The organism is Novosphingobium sp. NFX11, from assembly GCF_057376415.1.
Genome location: NZ_CP080384.1, coordinates 1,032,898 through 1,048,338, shown reverse-complemented (window position 1 = coordinate 1,048,338; position 15,441 = coordinate 1,032,898). Strand labels below are relative to the sequence as shown.

Genomic DNA, 15,441 nt, shown 5'->3' with positions numbered 1-15,441 from the left:
TTGGAATTGCCCCGATAATCCCTTGCCGATACCAGCAATGTCTTAAGGAAGTTTTTGCGCGCGCCGCTTCGCGTCCTGCGGCAGCCCGCGGCGAAAATATTTCGGCTCGCCGGGAACCGGGGAACGCCATTAACGTTATTCGAGCTGATCCGGGGACCGCGCGTGATGGGGGAGCGGTCCGGCTGAAGCGGTTCTGTACCCCCGCGAGACGAGTGAATGGCAACCGCCCGCGGACTGGATTCCACCAAATTTCTCTACATCCTGCTACCCATCGTCATCGGCCTGACCTTCATCGCCGACACCCGTTTCCCGCTGGGCACCTCGATCTGGGTCATCTACCTGTTGCCGACGGTGCTGTCCTATCTCGCACCGCATCGGCTTGCGCCCCTTGCCGTGGCCGCCGCGACGACCGTGCTGATCGTGATCGGCTACCAGCTCGCGCCCGAAGGCGTGGCCAAGGAAATCGCGCTCATCAACCGCACCCTGGGCACGATCACCAACCTGACGCTGGCCGGCATCGGTGCCGCGTTCATCAGCTACCGCAATTCCGCGCGGGCCTTGCAGGCCCTGCGTGAAGGCGAAGCGAAGCTGGCGCGGGAGACGACCGGAAACCTCTCCCTCGACGACCTCTCGCACCGCGTGATCAGTTTCCTTGCCGACCGTTTCGGCGCGGCGGCGGGGATCGTCTATGTCAATGACGAAGGCGCCTTTCGCCGCGTCGCCAGCTACGGCGTGCCCAAAGGTGCCGGGGTTCCCGACCAGCTCGCGCCCGACGACGGCCTGCTTGCCGAAGTAATCCGCGACGGGCGCACCCGTACGATCGCGAAGGCCCCTGCCGGCTATCTCTCGTTCGGGACCGCGCTCGGGCAGTCGCCGCTGGACCGTCTGGTACTCGGCGCGGCCGCGATCGACGGCAAGGTCAATGCCGTCATCGAACTCGGCTTCCTTGACACGCCCGAGGCCCGCCCCGAAGACGCGCCCCGCTTCCTCGACACGATTTCCGGCGCGGTCGGCCTCTCGCTGCGCTCCGCCAAATACCGCGCGCGGCTGGAGCACCTGCTCTCCGAAACCCAACAGCAGGCCGAGGAACTCGCCAACCAGAGCGAGGAACTGCGCGCCACCAACGACGAACTGGAAGCGCAGGCCAAGGCCCTGCAGAATTCCCAGACCGAACTCGAAGCCCAGCAGGCCGAGCTGGAGCGCTCGAACGCCCAGCTGGAGGAACAGGCGACTTCGCTCGAAGCCCAGCGCGACGAACTGACCCGCGCCCAGACGATGCTGCGCGGCCAGACCGAGGATCTGGAACAGGCGAGCCGCTACAAGAGCGAATTCCTCGCCAACATGAGCCATGAGCTGCGCACGCCGCTCAACTCGCTGCTGATCATGGCGCGCCTGCTGGCCGACAATCGCGGCGGCAACCTCTCGTCCGAGCAGGTCCGCTTTGCCGAGACGATCGAGACTTCGGGCAACGACCTGCTGGCGCTGATCAACGACGTGCTCGACATTTCCAAGATCGAAGCAGGCAAGCTGGAGCTGGAACCGCGCACCGTCCCGGTCGCCGCGATCCTCGCCAAGCTGCGCGATACGTTCGCCCCCGCCGCCGCCAAGCGCGGCCTGGAACTGCGCATCGCCGACGTGGCGGGCGAAATCGAGACCGACCCGCTGCGGCTGGAGCAAGTGCTCAAGAACTTCCTGTCGAACGCGATCAAGTTCACCGAGCGCGGCCACGTCGCCATCGAGGTCGGCCGTGCCGCCGGGAACGTCGCCTTCACCGTGCGCGACACCGGCACCGGCATCCCCGCCGACAAGCAGGGCGCGATCTTCGAGGCGTTCCGTCAAGCCGACGGCGGCATCGCCCGCAAGTACGGCGGCACCGGCCTCGGCCTCTCGATCTCGCGCGAGTTGTCGCAGTTGCTCGGCGGCACGATCTCGCTGGAGAGCGAGCCCGGCAAGGGCAGCGCCTTCACCATCACCCTGCCCGAGCACTTCGACGCCGAAGCCGCGCCCGAACAGGTCCGCCGCCCCTCGCCCACACCGCTTGCCACGTCGCCGACGCCCGCGCCGACGGCCCCGCGCCGCCTCGCAGCCATTGCCGACGACCGCGAGACGCTCAGCGGCGATTCGCGCGTGATCCTCATCGTCGAGGACGATCCGGCCTTCGCCGGCATCCTTGCCGAACTCGCGCACGAAGTCGGCTTCTCGTGCCTGATCGCCGGGACCGCCGACGAAGGCGCCCTGCTCGCGCGTCAGTACCTGCCGCAGGCGGTGATCCTCGACATGCACCTGCCCGATCACACCGGGCTCTCGGTGCTCGACCGCATCAAGCGCGACGCCCGCACCCGCCATATCCCGGTCCATATCGTCTCGGCCGACCATGACGATCATGCGGCGCTTGCCAGCGGCGCGGTCGGCTACCTGTTCAAGCCGGTCAGCCGCGACACTCTGGTCGACATGCTCGAAGGGCTGGAGGCGCGCATGTCGCAGCGCCTGCGCCGCGTGCTGGTGGTCGAGGACGACGCCCAGCAGGCCGAGGCGATCCACCACCTGCTCGCCTCGCGCGATGTCGAGACGGTGGAGGTCCACTCCGCCGCCGAATGCCTGGGCAGCCTCGGCACCGAGACGTTCGACTGCATGGTGCTCGACCTCAACCTGCCCGACATGTCGGGGCTGGACCTGCTCGAACGCCTTTCGCACGACGAGAGCGTCGGCTTCCCGCCGGTGATCGTCTACACCGGCCGCGACCTCTCCCCCGAAGAGGAGATGCGGCTGCGGCGCTATTCCAAGTCGATCATCGTCAAGGGCGCCAAGAGCCCCGAACGCCTGCTCGACGAGGTCACGCTGTTCCTCCACCAGGTCGTCTCCGAACTGCCGCAGGAAAAGCAGCAGCTGCTCGCCCGCTCGCTGGGCCGCGATCAGGCGCTGGAAGGCCGCCAGATTCTGGTGGTCGAGGACGACATCCGCAACGTCTACGCGCTGACCTCGGTGCTGGAACCGCACGGCGTCGGGGTACGCATCGCCCGCAACGGGATCGAGGCGCTGAACGAACTCGCCCGCAGCGCCGACAGCGACGGGGCGCCGGTCGATCTCGTGCTGATGGACGTGATGATGCCCGAGATGGACGGGCTGACCTGCATGAAAGAGATCCGCAAGGACCCGCAGTGGTCGCGCCTGCCGATCATCGCGCTCACCGCCAAAGCCATGGAGCGCGACCACCGCGAATGTATCGACGCGGGCGCCAACGACTATCTTTCGAAGCCGCTCGACATCGACAAGCTGCTCAGCCTCGTGCGCGTGTGGATGCCGCGATGATCGGGCGAGAGAGATGATGGTCATCCGCTCCGGCGACAGCCTGAACGACATCGAACTGGACCTCATCGTCGAGGCCATCTGGCGGCGCTACCAGTACGATTTCCGCGATTATTCGCGCGCCTCGCTGCTGCGCCGCCTCGAACGCGCGCAGGCCCATTTCGGCGTGGCGCACCTCTCCGGCCTGCTCGACGTGATCCTCCACGATTCCGCCAGCCTGCCGGTGCTGATCGGCTTCCTGACCATCCAGGTCAGCGACATGTTCCGCGACCCCGAATATTTCCGAATGATCCGCGAGACGGTGATCCCCCACCTCGCCACATGGCCGACGATCAAGGTGTGGATCGCGGGCTGCGCCAACGGCGAGGAGTTCTACTCCCTCGCCATCCTGTTCCGCGAGGCGGGGCTGGAGGATCGCACGATGTTCTACTGCACCGACATCAGCCGCCCCGCGCTGGCCAAGGCCGAGGCAGGCATCTTCGATATCGAGCGCATTGCCGGCTTCTCGCGCAATTACCGCGAGGCGGGCGGCAAGGGTTCGCTTTCGGACTACTACACCGCCAACAGCAACGTCGCCCGCTTCGATCCGGCGCTGCGCCGCCGCGCGGTCTTCGCCGACCACAACCTCGCCAGCGATGCGGTGTTCTCCGAGGTCCAGCTGGTGTCGAGCCGCAACGTGCTGATCTATTTCGACCGCGCCCTGCAGGACCGCGCGCTCGGCCTCTTCGCCCAGTCGCTGCCGCCCGGCGGCTTCCTCGGCCTCGGCTCCAAGGAGACCGTCGCGTTCTCGGCGGAGACCGAGTGCTTTTCAGACTTCGCCCCGGCCGAGAAAATCTGGCGGCGCACCACGCACGATGTGCAGGAGGCCGCCTTTGCCGAATGAACCCTTGCGCATCCTTGCGGTGGACGACGTCCGCGAGAACCTGATCGCGCTGGAAGCCGCGCTGGATCAGCCCGGCGTCGAACTCGTCACCGCATCCTCCGGGTTCGAGGCGCTGGAACTGCTGCTCAGGCAGGACTTCGCGCTGGCCCTGCTCGACGTGCAGATGCCCGAGATGGACGGCTTCGAACTGGCCGAACTCATGCGCGGCACCGAGCGGACGCGCGGCGTGCCGATCATCTTCCTCACCGCCGTCGCCACGGACGAGCGGCGCAAGTTCCGCGGCTTCGAGACCGGCGCGGTCGATTACCTGCTCAAGCCTATCGACATCACCGTGCTCAATTCGAAGGTCACGGTGTTCGTCGAGCTGGCCCGCCAGCGCCGCGAGATCGCATTCCAGCGCGATGAACTCGGCGCCGCGCTGGGCCGTCTGCGCGCGCATGGCGACAATTCGCCAATGGCGGTGCTGGAGATCGACTCCAGCCTGCGTATCGTTGGCTGGTACAAGGGTGCCGAACGCACGATGGGCTACACGGCAGCCGATATGCTCGGCGTGCCGCTTTCCGAAGCGCCGTTCCTGCCGCCGAACGGCGGGCGCGAGGCGTTCCTGAAGGGCATGGGCGAACTGCTCGAAGGCGGCGACCGCCGCGCCATGCAGGAGCACCGCTATCGCCGTGCCGACGGGTCCTTGCGTGAAGGTGAATGGTACTGTTCCTCGCTCGCGGGCACTGGCCTGCGCCCGGGCAGCGTGATGATCGAGATGCTCGACATCACCGAACGCCGCCGCGCCGAGGACACCCAGCGCCTGCTCATCGGCGAACTCAACCACCGGGTGAAGAACACGCTGGCAACGGTGCAGGCGATCGCCTCGCAGGGGTTCCGCCATGCCCGCTCGCACCGGGAGTTCCAGGATGCCTTCACCGGCCGCCTGCAGGCACTGGCGCGCGCGCACTCGATGCTCAGCGCGACCACGTGGGAGAGCGCGAGCCTGCGCCGCCTCATCGCCGACCACGTCGCCATCGGTGCGCTCAGCGAGGACCGGCTGCTGCTCGACGGCCCCGACGCCGACCTGCCGCCCGAACTGGCGCTGCGCTTCTCGCTGGTGTTCCACGAACTCGCCACCAATGCGCACAAGTACGGGGCGTTCTCCAATGCGGTCGGCACGGTGCGCCTCGCCTGGACCGTCACCAGCCACGTGCTGGCGATGGAATGGAGCGAACACGGCGGCCCGCCGGTCTCTCCCCCTGAGCGGCGCGGCTTCGGCTCGACCCTGATCGAGCACAGCATGGTTTCCGACGGCGCCCGCATCGTCTCCGAGTTCGCGCCCGAAGGCGTGCGTTGGTCGATGGTGCTGCCCCTGGTGCCCGGAGCCCGTGTGGTCGAACCCGAACCGCAACCGGTCGCCCCTCCGCCGGTGGCCGATGCGCCTGCGTCGATGCCGCCGATGCGCATACTCGTGGTCGAGGACGAGCCGCTGGTCGCGATGGAACTGATCATGGAGATCGAGGATGGCGGCTGCGTCGCCATCGGTCCGGCGACCTCGTGCGAACAGGCCCTCGCCATGATCCGCGAGGCAGGACCGGACCTCGCGCTGCTCGACGGCAATCTCAACGGCGAGAAGATCGACCCCGTCGCCGACGCCCTCGCCGCGCGTGACACGCCCTTCGCCTTCGTCAGCGGCTATGACCGCGAGCATCTGCCGCAGAGTCACGCCGACCGGCCGATGCTCAACAAGCCCTTCGTCGTCGCCGACGTACGGGCGATGCTGCTGCAGCTGGCCGAAAGCGCGAAGGCTCCCATACCCCAGAAACTCGCGGAGTGACGGAGCGGGCCGGTCACGCTATCGCGAGGGACATGTCGCATGTTCCCTCCGTCCTGTTCGTCTGCCTCGGCAACATCTGCCGCTCTCCCCTCGCCGAAGCCGCGCTGCGCCACGAGGCCGAGCGCGCCCGGCTGGAGGTGCTCGTCGATCTCGGCCGGCACCGGGTCATGGCATGTCGGCAAGGGACCGGACCCGCGCTCCTGCGCCGAGGCCGCGCGCCACGGCATCGACATCCACTCCTACCGCGCGCGGCAGGTAAAGGCGCAGGACTTCCGCCGTTTCGACCGCATCGTCGCGCTCGACGCCTCCAACCTCGCCGACTTGCGCCGCATCGCGCCCTCCGATGGCGAGGCGCGCCTGTCGCTGCTGCTCGACCACGTGCCGGGGCTGGAGGGGCAGGACGTGGCCGATCCGTACTACGGCGGGCCGGAAGGGTTCGAGTCGACGTGGGAGCAGGTCAGCGCGGCGGCACGGGCGCTGGTGGCAGAGTTGAAGGCGCGATAGGCCCACCCCGCTGCGACTAAGGCCTGCGGCCTAAGCCTCCCGGCCCTCCCGCTTGCGGGAGGGCCGGGAGGCTTGGTCCGAAGGACCTAGCCGGACGGGGTGGGCCTGACGGCAAGCCACTACCCCTGCTCCCGCATCCAGTACTGCATCGGCTTCGGACGATCGCCCTCATCCCGGTGGTCCTTCCACGCCAGTTCGGTGACCAGTCCCTCGACCGGCACATACCCGCGCCTGCGCCAGAACCCGTCGAGCGGCACGTACCCCTCCGGAAGGTCCGGATGATCGAGAGGCCGCACAACCGCCGCGAACGTCGTCGCCTTCGCACCGCACCGCCGCGCCTGGGCCTCGCGATGGTCGAAGAAGGCATGGCCGATGCCCTGCCCGCGATATTCCGGCAGCAGCACGGATTCGCCGAAGTAGAAAACCCCGCCACGTCCAGCCCGCGCGACTCGAAAGGCGCGCGAAACTCCGCCTTCTGCGCCGCCATGGGAGAGGCCGTCGCCATACCCACGACCCGGGCTCCATCGCGCGCCGCCACCAGCACGGCATTGGCCGCCTCGGCAAATTCGCGCAGGTAGCTTTCCTCGTAAGCCTCCGCGCCGTCGTAGAGGTAGGGCCATTCGGCGAAGACCGCGATCCGCAGCTGCGCAAGATCGCCCACGGCCGCCAGCATCTGCGCCCCCGTCAGCACCTCGATAGTCACGCCCATCCGCACAATTCCTCGCTCATCTTCGCCCCGGAGGCCCCTGCCGCGCGGGCAGTTTGCTTTTACACCGGCTTCCATTATATGCCCGCTCGAATGCCCCGGCCTTCCCGAAGCGCCGGGGCTTGCTCTTTCGCACGTTTTGCAAGGACCCAAGCGCATGTCCCGTCGCCGCCAGATCTACGAAGGCAAGGCCAAGATCCTTTACGAAGGCCCCGAGCCCGGCACGCTGATCCAGTACTTCAAGGACGATGCGACCGCGTTCAATGCCCAGAAGAAGGGCACTATCCAGGGCAAGGGCGTCATCAACAATCGCATCAGCGAGTATGTGTTCACGCGCCTGAACCACATCGGCGTGCCCAACCACTTCATCCGCCGCCTCAACATGCGCGAGCAGCTGGTCCGCCAGGTCGAGATCATCCCGATCGAGGTCGTGGTGCGCAACGTGGCCGCCGGTTCCATCTCCAAGCGCCTCGGCATCCCCGAGGGCGAGATGCTGCCGCACACGCTGATCGAGTATTACTACAAGGACGACGCGCTGGGCGACCCGCTGATCGCCGAGGAACACATCGCCTGCTTCGGCTGGGCCAACCATGACGAGATGCAGGACATCGCCGCCATGGCGATCCGCGTGAACGACTTCATGGCGGGCATGTTCGCGGCGATCAACATCCGCCTCGTCGACTTCAAGCTGGAATTCGGGCGCATCTGGGACGGCGACTTCAGCCGCGTGATCCTCGCCGACGAGATCAGCCCCGACGGCTGCCGCCTGTGGGACATGACCACCGGCGAGAAACTCGACAAGGACCGCTTCCGCCGCGACCTCGGCGGCGAGGAAGAGGCCTACCAGGAAGTCGCCCGCCGCCTCGGCCTGCTGCAGGACGACAACGGCCCGAGCGAAGTGCTGGACCTGACCAAGCACCGCAAGCTGCGCGGCAAGTAAGCCTCGCAAGGCGTTGAATTGAAAGGGCGGCGTTCCGGTGGGAGCGCCGCCTTTTTCTATGGGCCACGCCCACCCCGTCCGGCTAGGCAGCAAGCTGCCAAGCCTCCCGGCCCTCCCGCAAGCGGGAAGGCGATGCGTCCTGCTCCCCTCCCGCTTGCGGGAGGGGTTGGGAGTGGGCCTTCGCTTCTTGTCACATGCGCCTTGCCTTCGCCTTCCGGCCTTGGCACTCCTCAAAGCGATGAGAGTTTCCCTGATCGCGCTCCTTGTCGCACTGGCTCCCATGCCACTGGCTGCAAAGGACAAACCCGCCCAAGAGGCTGTCTGGGCCTTCGACCGCAGCGACATCCCGGTCGATCCCGATTTTCGCTTCGGCCGCCTGCCCAACGGCATGCGCTACATCGTCCGCCACAACGCGACGCCCGCCGGAACCGCGATCGTGCGCATGGACGTCGAGGCCGGATCGCTCGACGAGATCCCCTGCCGAACAGGGCTTCGCGCATTTCCTCGAACACATGGCCTTCAACGGCTCGCAGCGCGTGCCCGAGGGCCAGATGGTGCCGCTGCTGGAGCGCGAGGGGCTGGCCTTCGGCGCCGACACCAATGCCTCGACCAGCTTCGACCGCACGCTCTACAAGCTCGACCTGCCGCGCAACGATCCCGCGCTGATCGACACCGCACTGATGCTGATGCGCGAGACGGCGAGCAACCTCACCATCTCGCAGGAGGCGGTGAACCGCGAGCGCGGCGTCGTGCTGGCGGAAATGCGCGATCGCAATTCCTGGGCCTTGCGCAACGCGATCGACACGACGCGGTTCTTCTACCCCAAATCGCTCTACGCCCAGCGCTTTCCCATCGGCACCGTCGAGACGCTGAACGCCGCCGATGCCGCATCCCTGCGCGCCTTTTACGAGCGCGAATATGTCCCGGCCCACGTCACTCTGGTAGTGGTCGGCGATTTCGACGTCGATGCGGTGGAAGCGGGCATCGTGCGCCACTTCAACAACTGGAGCGCCAAGCCCGCCGAGCCCCAACCCTTCCCCGGCCCGGTCAAGGCCAAGGACAAGGCGCGCACCGGCGTCTACCTCGACCCGGCCTTGTCCGAGCGCGTCACCGTCCAGCGCAACGGGGCCTATCAGGACGAGCCCGATACGATCGCCGAACGCCGTGAGACGCTGCTGCGCTCGATCGGCTACGACATCGTCAACCGCCGCCTCCAGCGCCTCGCCCGCAGCGCCGAGCCGCCGTTCCGGGGCGCAGGCTTCGGCACCGGCGACGTGTTCAAGGCGGCACGCTCGACCCGCATCATCATCGACACCGTGGACGGCAAGTGGCGCGCCGGGCTGGAGGCAGCCGGAATCGAATACCGCCGCGCCCTCGCCTACGGCTTCTCGGCGGCCGAAGTCGCCGAACAGGTGGCGCAAGTGCGCACCGGCATCGTCAATGCCGCAGCCTCGGCCTCGACGCGCAGCAATGCGATGCTGACGGCGCTGGCGCTCTCGCTGGTCGATGACGAGATGGTGCCCTCCACCCCGCAGTCGGGGCTGGAACGCTTCGAGCGCTTCGCCCCGCAGATCACCCCTGACGCCGTGCTCGCCGCTCTCAAACGCGAGGCGCTGACACTCGACGCGCCGCTGATCCGCTTCCAGGGCCGCAAGGCGCCCGAAGGCGGTGAAACCGCGCTGCGCGATGCCTGGCGCGAGGTCATGCGCGCGAAAATCGACAAGGAAACCGGTGCCGATACCGCGCAGTTCGCCTACACCGATTTCGGCCCGGCAGGGCAGGTCGTGTCGGACACCCGGCGCGAAGACCTCGGCATCCGCGAGGTGCGGTTCGCCAACGGGGTCATGCTGAACTTGCGCAAGACCGATCTGGAGAAGGACCGCGTGCGCGTGAGCCTCGCCATCGACGGCGGCGACCGGCTGAACACGCGCGAGAACCCGCATGCGACGCAGTTGGTGCCCAATCTCGACGATGGCGGCCTCGCCAAGCACAGCCGCGATTCGCTCGACACGATTCTCGCCGGGCGCAGCGTCGGGCTCGGGTTGTCGAGCGCGGCGGCGAGCTTCGATCTGCGGGTGACGACGACCCCGCGCGACCTCGAAATCCAGCTGCAGCTGCTAGCCGCGCTGGTCACCGACCCCGGTTACCGGCCCGAAGGCGAAGTGCGCTATCGGCAGGCGATCAACAACTACTTCGCACAGCTCGATGCGACCCCGGCCTCGGCGCTCGCGGCCCGCATCGGCGGCATCCTCAGCAACGACGACCCGCGTTTCAGCCTCGGCAACGTCGAGGATTATCGCCACTTGTCCTATGCCAAGCTGAAGACCGACGTCAGCGACCGGCTGGCCCGGGGCGCGATCGAGATCGGCCTCGTCGGCGACATCGACGAAGACGCCGCGATCGCGCTGGTTGCCCGCACGTTTGGCGCCCTGCCCGCCCGCGAGACGGCCTTCCATGGTGAGACCGGCCAGCCCCCTCGCCTCTTCGCCAGCGATCGGTCGGCGCGGATCGTCCGTCACACCGGCCCTGCGGATCAGGCCTTGATACGAATCACCTGGCCCACGCGCGACGACACCGATCCGGTCGAGGCGCTCGAACTCGAACTGCTGGAACGGGTCATGCGCGTCGAACTGACCGACCAGCTGCGCGAGGCGCTGGGCAAGGCCTACTCGCCCTCGGCATCGAGCCAGCTTTCGCATGAGTGGAAAGGCTATGGCACCTTCTCGGTCAACGCCTCGGTGGACGTCGCCGAAGTGCCCGCGACACGCGCGGCGATCCGGCAGGTGCTGGACGATCTGCGCAAGGCCCCGGTCAGCGCCGACATCCTGCTGCGTGCGCGGCAGCCGATGATCGAAAGCCTCGCCAACGCGCTCAAGAGCAATGCGGGCTGGATGGCACTCGTCGACCACGCGCAGTCCCAGCCCGATCGGATCGAGCGTTTCCAAAATGCGCGCGAACAGCTGCTGGCGCTTACCCCGGCGGACGTGCAGGCGATGGCCCAGCGCTACCTCACGCCCGAGGCCGGGCTGGAGGTGCTGGCGCTGCCGAAGGATGTGGCGGAACCGAAGTAAGCCCCCGCATACCTCGTCATTGCGAGCGTAGCGAAGCAATCCAGGGCGGCTCAAGACTGCCCTGGATTGCTTCGCTACGCTCGCAATGACGGACGGAGGGGCTATCGCGCGTGATTGGGCCGCGTCGGCTTGCCGGTCCGCTCCGCCCAATCGACGATAAGATCATCATACAGCTTCTGATCGATCAGGTCGTACTTCTCCGGGAAGTTACGGAAAGCGTCCATCGCGCTGGCGACCGAGCCGGTCTCCATCAGCTCGCGCGCCATCTTGAGGTGGTTCACCGCCGCCGAGACCCAGCCCCACCCGGTCGAAAGCGTGAACCCCGTATCCGGCAAGTTGAACCCCAAAGTGCAGACCGGGATCGGCATATGCGGGATGACCCCGCCCTGCTGCTCGGGCGGCGCGCTGGCGAAGACGATCGCGTCCGCCCCCGCCTCGGCATAAGCGTGCCCGCGCCGGATCGCCTCTTCCACCGAGCCCGAACCGCCGCCGCCGTTGGCGCTGGTGTAGAGTTCATCGCAGCGCGCGATGATCACCAGGCCCGAATCGCCCCGCGCCTTCACCCCGGCCTCGATCCGGCACTGCATTTCCTCGATCGAGCACAAGCCGTTGACGTGCTTGGAATGCTTGGGGTTCACCTCGTCCTCGACGTGATACCCGGCGATCCCAGCCGCGACGTACATCTTCGTGAAGCGGTATGCATCGGCCACCGTCTCGCCCAGCGTATCGGCGTCGGCGATCAGCGGAATATCCATGGCCTGCGCGATGCGACCTGCCTGATCGATCTGCTCGATCTGGCTGAAGATGCCGTTGTCGGGCACCGCATAGTGAAACGCCGAGCAGGCATGGCCGCCAAGATAGGCCGCCTTGAACCCGACCTGCTGGACGATCCGCCCGGTGAGCGCGCTGTAGGCCTCGGCGGCGACAAAATGCTCGCCGTTCTCGATCAGCACGCGCAGCTTCTCACCCGGTGTCGGCATCGTCGGTTCTCCCTCTTTCGAACGGAGGGCTCGCACGAAGCCGCCGGGCGGGCAAGCGGGTCAGGCGGGTATCGGCCCCGCGTTGTTGCCGATCCGCTCGAGCGCGGGGACGAGTTGGTCGAAATGGTCGATCACCGCCGACGCGCCGAGTTCGCCGGGCGGCAGGTCGTTGAAACCGAAGCTGACCGCGATGCACGGCAGCCCCGCCGCCGCCGCCGCGCGCGTGTCGTACGTGGTGTCGCCGACATAAGCCGCACGCCCTTCCCCGCCCCGTTCCAGCATGAGCTGCAGCAGGTCGGGACGCGGCTTGGCCCGGCCGGGGCCGAGGGTGTCGCCGCCAATCACCGTGTAGAACCGCTCCGACAGGCCGAGTTCGCCGAAGATCTTCGTGGCGAACCGCTCCAGCTTGTTGGTGACGACGGCGATCTTCACGCCGCACGCCGCCAGTTCGTCCAGCATCGCCGTGCCGCCGGGGAACAGGCAGGTCTCGACCGCGATGTTCGCCTCATAGAAGGCGAGCAGCGCATCGTGCAGTTCCTCGAAGCGCACATCGTCCACCGCGCCGCCCGTCGCGACGAGCGCATTGGCGAGCATCTTGCGCGCGCCGCCGCCCACGAACCCGCGCACTTCCTCGCGCGGGACCGGTCGGCGGCCTTCCAGAGAAAGGGCGTGATTGACCGCGTGGCCAAGGTCGCCGAGACTGTCGAGAAGGGTTCCGTCGAGGTCGAAACCGACGATCTGAAAAGGAAAGCTGGTCATTGCGCCAAGCAGTGCAGGCTCGGGATGGAAACCGCAACAATTTGCTGGCAGGAGAGCACCCATGACTTTGGCCAGTAACCCCCTCGCAATCGTCGTCCTCGCCGCCGGCAAGGGCACCCGCATGAAGAGCGACCTGCACAAGGTGCTCCATCCCGTAGCCGGCCGTCCGATGCTGGAACATCTGCTGGCGAACGCCGCGCAGTTGGCTCCCGAGCGGCAGGTCGTCGTCGCCGGGCATGGCCGCGAGCAGTTGGAAAAGGCGCTGGGCAGCCGCGCGGACGATCGCGGTGCAGGAGCCGCAGCTCGGCACCGGCCACGCCGTCCAGCAGGCCGAGGGCGCGCTGGCAGGCTTCGACGGCGACGTGCTGATCCTCTACGGCGACGTGCCCTTCGTGCGCGAAGAGACGATGCGCGCGATGATCGCCCGCCTCCATGCCGAGGATGCCCCGGCGGTGGTCGTGCTCGGCTTCCAGCCCGAGGACCCGCTGCAGTACGGCCGTGTGCTCGCCCATGACGACGGGCGCATCGCGATGATGATCGAGTACAAGGACGCCACCGAGGAACAGCGCGCCTGCCGCTTGTGCAACTCGGGCCTGATGGCGGTGAAGTCGGCCGATCTGTTCGACCTGCTCGCCAAAGTCGGCAACGAGAACGCCCAGGGCGAGTATTACCTCGTCGATATCGTCAATATCGCCACGCTCGAAGGACGCGCCTGCGCGGTGATCGTAACTGACGACCCGGACGAAGTCGGCGGCATCAACAGCCGCGGCGAACTCGCCGAAGCCGAGGGCCGCTGGCAGAAGACGCGCCGAGTTCAGGCCATGGCCGATGGCGTGACGCTGATCGCGCCGGAAACCGTATTCTTCGCCTGGGACACGAAGCTCGGCCGCGACGTCACCGTCGAACCCAACGTGGTGTTCGGCCCCGGTGTGAGTGTCGCCGATAACGTCGTCATTCACGCCTTCTCGCACCTCGAGGGCGCGACGCTCGAAAGCGGCGTCGCCATCGGACCCTACGCTCGCCTGCGGCCCGGCGCGGTGCTCAAGGCCGGGTCCAAGATCGGCAACTTCGTCGAGATGAAGAACGCCGTGCTGGGCGAAGGCGCCAAGGCCAACCACCTCACCTACCTCGGCGACGCGGTGGTCGGCGCGGGCGCCAACATCGGCGCGGGCACGATCACCTGCAACTACGACGGCTACTTCAAGCACAAGACCGTGATCGGCGAGCGCGCCTTCATCGGCTCCAACAGCGCGCTGGTGGCGCCTGTGAAGATCGGCGCCGACGCGATCGTGGCGGCGGGCAGCGCGGTCACCCGCGACGTGGCGGACGGCGAACTGCGCCTCGTGCGCGGGGAACAACTGGTCAAGCCCGGCTGGGCCGACCGTTTCCATGATGCGATGAAGAAGAAGAAGGCCGAGTTGAAGGGCTGATCCAGCCGGGTATGCCGCCGACCTGAAACACGTTCGTCATTGCGAGCGAAGCGAAGCAATCCAGGGCGGTTTACGCGGCCCTGGATTGCTTCGCTTCGCTCGCAATGACGATCTGGTGTTGGGAACTGAAAGCTCAGGAACCGATGAGCTTACGGCGTGAAATATTGCTCAGTTCCACCCGCGCGATCTCGCTCTTGGGATCGTACTGTAGCGACTGGTCGTAGAACTTCTCCGCCTCGTCATACTGCCCCATCGCCGCCTTGGTGAAACCCATCCCCCGCAGGGCGCGCGCTGCTATCCGTGCGTCCTTGCCGGTCGTGGACTTGTCGACCACGGCCCAGGCCTTGGCGAACAGATCATAGCTTCCCTGCCAGTCACGGCGCGACTTGAAGAGTTCGGCATATTCGTTGGCGAAGTGGGCATTGCCCGGCGCCATCTGCGAGGCCTGCCGCAATTCAGCCTCGGCAAGATCGCCTCGACCGAGATCGATGAGCGCGAAGCCCTTGCCGAAATGCGCCTCGCACAGTGCGGGATCGACATCGACGCTGCCCGCGGTGCCAGCCCCGCCATCACGGCAGAGGCGCGGGCGCAAATCGCCGGAAAGCCGCTGGTCGGCATCGGCGATGACCTTGTCGAACAGCTTGACCGCCTGCGCCTGCTTGCCCTGACGGATCAGATCGTAGCCCTGCTGGACATGCGCGGCCGCATCGAAGCGGGTATCCGTCACCCGCGCGGCGGGTGCGAAATTGGCCGCCACAAGATGCGGCTGTTGCTGCACGGGTTCGGCATGAGCCGCTCCCGCGATGAAAAGCGAAACAAGAACGGAAGACGCAATTCGAGCGTTCATCGGTGTTTTTCCTCTCCCCAAAACACCGATACCGCGCCGGTCTGTGCCGAGCCCTTCTACGTGGGCCAATCGTCAGACAGTGTTCGTTGAACTGCGAAGAATATCCGACCGGCGCGGTTTGACAAGTCATCTTGCCGAAACCAAACCCTCGTCTCATCGCACATGGCCCGCTGGTGGGCCGACGACGGAGATTTTC

At 66.9% G+C, this 15,441-nt stretch carries 8 protein-coding genes and 3 pseudogenes; 7 read left to right on the top strand and 4 right to left on the bottom strand.

The features are described 5' to 3' along the window. Positions 1 to 216: 216 nt before the first annotated feature. The 4 genes and pseudogenes from KZO24_RS05365 (at position 217) to KZO24_RS05350 (ending at position 6,512) form a co-directional block, all read left to right on the top strand. Positions 217 to 3,309, top strand: coding sequence for a response regulator (locus tag KZO24_RS05365; RefSeq protein ID WP_271180995.1), 3,093 nt, complete (start codon positions 217 to 219; stop codon positions 3,307 to 3,309). Positions 3,310 to 3,322: 13 nt separating this feature from the next. Continuing rightward, positions 3,323 to 4,189 (top strand): CheR family methyltransferase, encoded by an 867-nt coding sequence (locus tag KZO24_RS05360; protein WP_008832175.1) that lies wholly within the window; start codon positions 3,323 to 3,325, stop codon positions 4,187 to 4,189. Beyond that, entirely contained in the window at positions 4,179 to 6,008 is a 1,830-nt protein-coding gene (locus KZO24_RS05355) for a response regulator (protein WP_271180996.1), read from the top strand. Before KZO24_RS05360 ends, KZO24_RS05355 begins: the two co-directional genes overlap by 11 nt. Before the next feature lie 32 nt (positions 6,009 to 6,040). Further along, positions 6,041 to 6,512: pseudogene (locus tag KZO24_RS05350) on the top strand (low molecular weight protein-tyrosine-phosphatase). 119 nt (positions 6,513 to 6,631) lie between these two features. Here the strand turns inward: KZO24_RS05350 and KZO24_RS05345 are convergent. Further along, positions 6,632 to 7,221: pseudogene (locus KZO24_RS05345) on the bottom strand (GNAT family N-acetyltransferase). Positions 7,222 to 7,375: 154 nt separating this feature from the next. Here KZO24_RS05345 and purC point away from each other — a divergent pair. After that, positions 7,376 to 8,158, top strand: a complete 783-nt coding sequence (purC, locus tag KZO24_RS05340) for a phosphoribosylaminoimidazolesuccinocarboxamide synthase (protein ID WP_008832179.1) — start codon at positions 7,376 to 7,378, stop codon at positions 8,156 to 8,158. 512 nt (positions 8,159 to 8,670) lie between these two features. Further along, on the top strand, positions 8,671 to 11,229 hold the full coding sequence (locus KZO24_RS05335; RefSeq protein WP_486486952.1) for a M16 family metallopeptidase: 2,559 nt from the start codon (positions 8,671 to 8,673) through the stop codon (positions 11,227 to 11,229). 101 nt (positions 11,230 to 11,330) lie between these two features. Here KZO24_RS05335 and KZO24_RS05330 read toward each other — a convergent pair whose 3' ends face one another. Both KZO24_RS05330 and KZO24_RS05325 read right to left on the bottom strand, forming a co-directional pair. Continuing rightward, on the bottom strand, positions 11,331 to 12,209 hold the full coding sequence (locus KZO24_RS05330) for an isocitrate lyase/PEP mutase family protein (protein WP_271181000.1): 879 nt from the start codon (positions 12,207 to 12,209) through the stop codon (positions 11,331 to 11,333). A 60-nt stretch (positions 12,210 to 12,269) separates the two neighbouring features. Then, complete coding sequence (locus KZO24_RS05325; RefSeq protein WP_271181001.1) at positions 12,270 to 12,968, bottom strand: HAD-IA family hydrolase; 699 nt, start codon at positions 12,966 to 12,968, stop codon at positions 12,270 to 12,272. 61 nt (positions 12,969 to 13,029) lie between these two features. Between KZO24_RS05325 and glmU the strand changes: the two are divergent. Next, positions 13,030 to 14,398: pseudogene (gene glmU, locus KZO24_RS05320) on the top strand (bifunctional UDP-N-acetylglucosamine diphosphorylase/glucosamine-1-phosphate N-acetyltransferase GlmU). A gap of 133 nt (positions 14,399 to 14,531) precedes the next feature. On the opposite strand, the gene KZO24_RS05315 reads toward glmU, so the two are convergent. Continuing rightward, complete coding sequence (locus KZO24_RS05315; RefSeq protein ID WP_370424822.1) at positions 14,532 to 15,245, bottom strand: tetratricopeptide repeat protein; 714 nt, start codon at positions 15,243 to 15,245, stop codon at positions 14,532 to 14,534. Positions 15,246 to 15,441 lie beyond the last annotated feature (196 nt).